This window comes from Sphingomonas sp. CCH9-F2, from assembly GCF_001556735.1.
Classification (GTDB): domain Bacteria; phylum Pseudomonadota; class Alphaproteobacteria; order Sphingomonadales; family Sphingomonadaceae; genus Sphingomonas; species Sphingomonas ginsenosidimutans.
Map to the genome: position 1 here is coordinate 1 of NZ_LSJO01000667.1, position 5,422 is coordinate 5,422.

The window sequence follows — 5,422 nt, forward strand, 5'->3', positions numbered from 1 at the left end:
GGATCGGCCGCATCGGCGCGGGCGTGATGATAGCGGACGCGGCCGGGTTCGTAGGGATCGGGGCGCATGGTCACTTGGTGTCTTACGTTGATATGACAGTCGCCGCAAGCCGGCGCCCGCCCCCAGGATAGCCGCGGACGCCGCAGCACGAAAGCGTCTCGCCGTAACTCTTGTTATCTTGTCGTTGACACGGGGCGCGCGGCTGGTCCACCCACGGCGCAACGACAGGCGGGCGGTGATCCGCATGCGGGAGAGCGAGCGATGGTCCTGACCAAAGGTGACGACTACCCCATCCACCAGACGCCCGACCCGGTGGCCTATGCCGGGACCGACCGGAATTTCTACGACCGCTATTATTTCAACGGCTATGCGCCGGGCGCGGAGGAGGATGGCTTCTTCGCGGCGGCGATGGGCATCTATCCGCACATCAACGTCATCGACGCCAGCTTCTGCTGGCTGATCGGGGGACGGCAGGTGAACCTGCACGCCAGCCGCGGGCTGGGGATGGAGCGGATGGACACGCGTGTCGGCCCGATCGCGATCGAGGTGGTCGAGCCGCTGCGCATCCTTCGCGTGACGGTGGACGCGCCGGACGAGCGCGTGCGCGCCGACATCACCTTCACCGGCCGCGCCTTTCCGCTGGAGGAGCCGCGCTTCACCCGCCGCAACGGGCCGCGCGTGCTGATGGACGTCACGCGGCTGACGCAGAACGGGCGCTACGCCGGCTGGGTCGAGGTGGACGGGGTGCGCACCGACGTCACCGGCTGGATCGGCACGCGCGACCGCAGCTGGGGCGTGCGCCCGATCGGCGCGCCCGACGCGCAGCCGCCCAGCCCGCCGGTCGCGCCGCAATTCTACTGGTTGTGGAGCCCGTGCGTGGTCGAGGGCGGCGACCTGTATTTCCACACCAACGACGATGCGCACGGCCGTTTCTGGAACCGGCGCGCGACCTGGCGGCCGGAGGGCGGCGGCGCGGCGGACGAGCATCATTACGACGATGCCGACTGCACGGTGCGCTGGCGCACCGGCACGCGGCGCGCGGAGGCGGCCGGCATCACGCTGCGCGATGCCGACGGGGAGACGCGCGTCGACTTCGCGATCGGGCGCACCTTCATGATGAAAGGGCTGGGCTATGGCCACCCGACATGGGCGCACGGGCTGAGCCACGGCGAGGCGCTGGCGGTCGAGCGCGAGGATTTCACACCCGAGGAATGCGACCCGATGCAGCCGCACCATCTGCACGTGCAGGCCAGCGTCGGGGTGACGATGACCGGGCCCGACGGGACGGTGCGGCGCGGCAAGGGGGTTCTGGAACAGCTGGTGATCGGTCCGCACGCACCGTCGGGCTTTCGCGACGTGATGGACCCGGCGTCGTGACCGGCACCCCGCTTCATGACCATCAGGTCGCGGCGTATCTGACGCGGCTGTGGGGGACGCCGGTCGCGATCGAGGGGCTGGCGCGGATCCCTGGCGGGGCGAGCCGCGAGACGTGGCGGTTCGACGCGCTGGTGGGCGAGGAGCGGCGCGCGCTGGTGCTGCGTCGCGATCCGGGCGGCAGCCTGATCGATACCGAGAGCGAGACCGAATATCGCGCCTATCAGACCGCGGCCGGGATCGTGCCCGTCCCCGGCGCGGTGGCGCTGGAGCGCGACGGCGCGGAGCTGGAACGGCCGTTCTTCGTCATGGAGCGGATCGACGGGGGCGAGGTGTGCTCGCCGTTCGTGACCGCGCCGTTCGGCGATCATGCCGCGACGCTGGGGCAGGCGTTCTTCGGCGCGCTGGGGCGGCTGGCGGCGGCGGATGCGACGGGCACGCCGCTCGCCGCGCACGCCCCCGCGCCCGCCCCGGACGCATGCTGGCGCGTCGCGCTGGACCAGTGGGAGCGAGTGATCGACGAGGATGCGGTGGCGCCGATCCCGGTGGTGCGCGCCGCGATCCGCCGGTTGCGCGCGCACCCGCCGCCGCCGGCACAGCGGATCGCGATCGTCCATGGCGACTATCGGTCCGGCAACATGATGCACGACGGCGCGGGCCGGATGCTGGCGATGTTCGACTGGGAAATGGCGCATCTGGGCGATCCGCTGGAGGATCTGGGCTGGGCGCTGGACCCGATCTGGGACCATTTCCAGCCCGGCATCGCGTGCGGGATGCTGCCGCGCGACGAAGCGCTGGCGGTGTGGCGCGCGCACAGCGGGCTGGACGTCGACCCGGTGGCGATGCGCTGGTGGGCGCTGTTCAATTCGGTGAAGGGCCGCGCGATCTGGACGTCGGCGTATCGCGAGTTCATCGACGGCGGGCGGACCGATCCGGTGCTGGCGTTTTCGGGCTGGTATCTGCCGCGGCGGCAGGATGCGATCATCGCCGCGCAGCTGGAGGGGCTGGCATGAGCGATATCGGCGAGGTGCTGACGGGAACGGGCCTGGTCGCGCTGGGCACGGGCGAGGCACTGGGCGCGACCCAGGCCTTCGGCGGGGCGATGCTGACCGTGGCGGGGTTGCTGGCGATGCTGGCCGCGCAGGAGGCCGGGCAGGCGGCGGCGTGGCGGATCGCCGATATCGCCGCGATGCGCGCACTGCTGGCGGAGGGCGGCGCTGCGGTGCCGGAGGTGGCCGAGGGATTCACGCTGGAGGCGCTGGACGCGGCGTGGAACGCGCTGTCCGCCGCGCTGGATGCGCATCATGCCGAGGTGGAGGCGCGGGGCGACCGGATGCGCGATGCCGCGATCTGCGCCTTCTATCGCGACAGCACGGCTCGCCGCGGGCTGGTGTGGCCGGGGTGATCTTACGAGCAATGGAGACGACGGACATGACGCAACTGGGCAATGAAGCGGTGCTGGTGGAGCGGCGCGGGCATGTGATGATCGTGACGATCAACCGGCCGGAAGCGCGCAACGCGGTCAACCGCTTCGTCCACGAAGGCGTGGGGGATGCGCTGGCGGCGGCCGATGCCGACCCGGACGTGCGGTGCGTGATCGTCACCGGGGCCGGCGACAAGTCGTTCTGCGCCGGTGCCGATCTGGTCGCGCTGTCGCGCGGCGAAAGCCTGGCGCCCGACGATCGCGCCAAGCAGGCGTGGGGCTTTGCCGGACTGGTCAGCCACGCGATTTCCACGCCCGTCATCGCGGCGGTGAACGGTCACGCGCTGGGCGGCGGGCTCGAGATCACGCTGGCGTGCGACCTGGCGGTGGCGGTCGATACCGCGCAGTTCGGCCTGCCCGAACCCAAGCGCGGGCTGTTCGCGGCGGCGGGCGGGGTGTTCCGCCTGCCCGAGCAATTGCCGCGCAAGATCGCGATGGAGATGATCCTGACCGGGGAGCCGATCAGTGCGCAGCGCGCGCTGGACCTGGGGCTGGTCAATGCGCTGGCGCCGGCCGGGCAGGTCGTCGACGCCGCGCTGGCGCTGGCGGAGAAGATCGTGGCCAATGCGCCGTTGTCGGTGCAGGCGTCGAAGCGGATGGCGCAGGGGATCGTCGAGGGCAAGGTCCCGCACGAAGAAGCGGCGTGGAAGCAGAACCGCGCCGAAAGCGGCATCGTCTTCACGAGCGAGGATTCGCGCGAAGGACCGCTGGCGTTCGCGCAGAAGCGTGCGCCGGTGTGGAAGGCCAAGTGATGGCGGATGCCGAACGCATCGCGGTGATCGTGGGGGTGGGGCAGGTCAACGACCGCCCCGCCGACCCGGCACAAGGGATGGAGCCGGTGGCGCTGATGCGCGCCGCGCTGGACGTGGCGGACCGCGATGCGGGCGGCGGCTGGCTGGCCGACGTCGGCTCGCTGGGCGTCGTCCAGCAGATCAGCTTCCGCGACCAGAACCCGCTGGCCGACAAGGTCGCGGCAGCGATCGGCGCGGGCGGGGCGGCGGCGTATGAATCGGTCGGCCCCAACGGCGACAGCCCGATCCTGCTGCTGAACGAGGCGGCGAACCGGATCGCGCGCGGCGAGGTGCGGGTCGCTGCGGTGGTCGGCGCGGAGGCGCTGCGCACCGCCAGCCAGCGCGCCGCGCTGGCGGCCAAGACCAGCGTCGCCGAACAGAATCCGATGGCCAATCTGGCGAAGCGCGCGAAGCCCGGTTATCGCCAGCGCTACGGGCTGGCGATGCCGGTCGACGTCTATCCGCTGTACGAGAATGCCGGGCGCGCCGCTTATGGCCAGACGCTGGCCGAAGGGCAGCGCGAATCGGGCGAGATCTGGTCGCGGTTCAGCCAGGTCGCGGCGCAGACCCCGGCGGCGTGGATCCACGCGCCGCGCACCCCCGAAGAGATCGTGATGGCGACCGCGGACAACCGCCCGATCGCCTTTCCCTACACCAAGCTGATGGTCGCCAATTCCAGCGTCAACCAGGGAGCCGGCTTCATCGTCACCAGCCTGGCCGAGGCGCGGCGGCGCGGCGTGCCGGAGGCGCGGATCGTCTATGTCGGGCGCGGCGCGGCGGCGCATGAGAGCGACGATTATCTGGCGCGCGACCGCTACGACTTGTCGCCCAGCATGGCGACGTGCCTGACGCGCACGCTGGAATGGAACGGGGTGACGGTGGACGACCTCGACCTGGTCGAGCTGTATTCCTGCTTCCCGTGCGTCCCCAAGATGGCGCGGCGGGTGATCGGCTGGCCGGTCGACCGGCCGGCGACGGTGTTCGGCGGGCTGACGTTCGGCGGCGGGCCGATCGGCAATTACATGAGCCATGCGGTCGCCGAGATGGTCGATGCGCTGCGCGCCGGCGCGGGGACGACGGGGCTGCTGTTCGCCAACGGCGGCTTTGCGACGCACAATCATGCGATCGTGCTGGCCACCGATCCGCTGCCCGGTGCGGGCGCGGCGCACGATTTCGACGTGCAAGCCGACGCGGATGCGGCGCGCGGGCCGGTGCCCGAACTCGTCAAGGAGTACGTCGGCCAGGCGACGGTCGAGACCTATACCGTGTTCTACAAGCGCGACGGGTCGCCGCGCGCCGGCGTGATCGTGGCGCGCACCCCGGCGGGCGCACGCACGCTCGCGAAGGTGCCCGCCGACGACGCCGGGACGATCGCGTGGCTGACCGATGGCGCCGCCGAACCGGTCGGCAGTGTCGGCGAGATCGTGGTGGACGGCGAGGACATGGTGTGGAAACGCGCGACCGGATGAGCGACCCCGCGCCGATCCGCCCGCGCCGCAGCGCGCTGTACCTGCCCGCGTCCAACGCCCGCGCCATCGACAAGGCGCGCACGCTGGACTGCGACGTCGTGATCCTGGACCTGGAGGATGCGGTCGCGCCCGATCAGAAGGCGGCGGCGCGCGACGCGGCGGTGGCGGCGATGCGCGGCGGCGGGTTCGGGCATCGCGAACTGGTGGTGCGCGCCAATGCGCCCGACACGGCATGGGGTGCGGACGATCTGGCGGCGCTGGCGGGAAGCGGCGTGGCGGCGGTGTTGCTGCCCAAGGTATCGGCC

At 71.5% G+C, this 5,422-nt stretch carries 6 protein-coding genes; all 6 read left to right on the top strand.

Annotated features, from left to right (window positions below):
* The first annotated feature begins 261 nt into the window (after positions 1 to 261).
* Positions 262 to 1,377, top strand: a complete 1,116-nt coding sequence (locus tag AX685_RS18980; RefSeq protein WP_066491527.1) for a hypothetical protein — start codon at positions 262 to 264, stop codon at positions 1,375 to 1,377.
* Positions 1,374 to 2,387 carry a phosphotransferase family protein gene (locus tag AX685_RS18985; RefSeq protein ID WP_082741094.1) on the top strand — a complete coding sequence of 338 codons (1,014 nt, stop codon included), beginning with the start codon at positions 1,374 to 1,376 and terminating at the stop codon, positions 2,385 to 2,387. Before AX685_RS18980 ends, AX685_RS18985 begins: the two co-directional genes overlap by 4 nt.
* Complete coding sequence (locus AX685_RS18990; RefSeq protein ID WP_066491528.1) at positions 2,384 to 2,779, top strand: hypothetical protein; 396 nt, start codon at positions 2,384 to 2,386, stop codon at positions 2,777 to 2,779. The genes AX685_RS18985 and AX685_RS18990 overlap by 4 nt, the downstream gene beginning before the upstream one ends.
* A 26-nt stretch (positions 2,780 to 2,805) precedes the next feature.
* Positions 2,806 to 3,609, top strand: a complete 804-nt coding sequence (locus tag AX685_RS18995; RefSeq protein WP_066491536.1) for a crotonase/enoyl-CoA hydratase family protein — start codon at positions 2,806 to 2,808, stop codon at positions 3,607 to 3,609.
* Positions 3,609 to 5,117, top strand: coding sequence for an acetyl-CoA acetyltransferase (locus AX685_RS19000; protein WP_066491530.1), 1,509 nt, complete (start codon positions 3,609 to 3,611; stop codon positions 5,115 to 5,117). The genes AX685_RS18995 and AX685_RS19000 overlap by 1 nt, the downstream gene beginning before the upstream one ends.
* Positions 5,114 to 5,422: aldolase/citrate lyase family protein (locus AX685_RS19005; RefSeq protein WP_231792305.1), on the top strand; the 309-nt coding region annotated here is incomplete at its 3' end. The genes AX685_RS19000 and AX685_RS19005, both read left to right, overlap by 4 nt.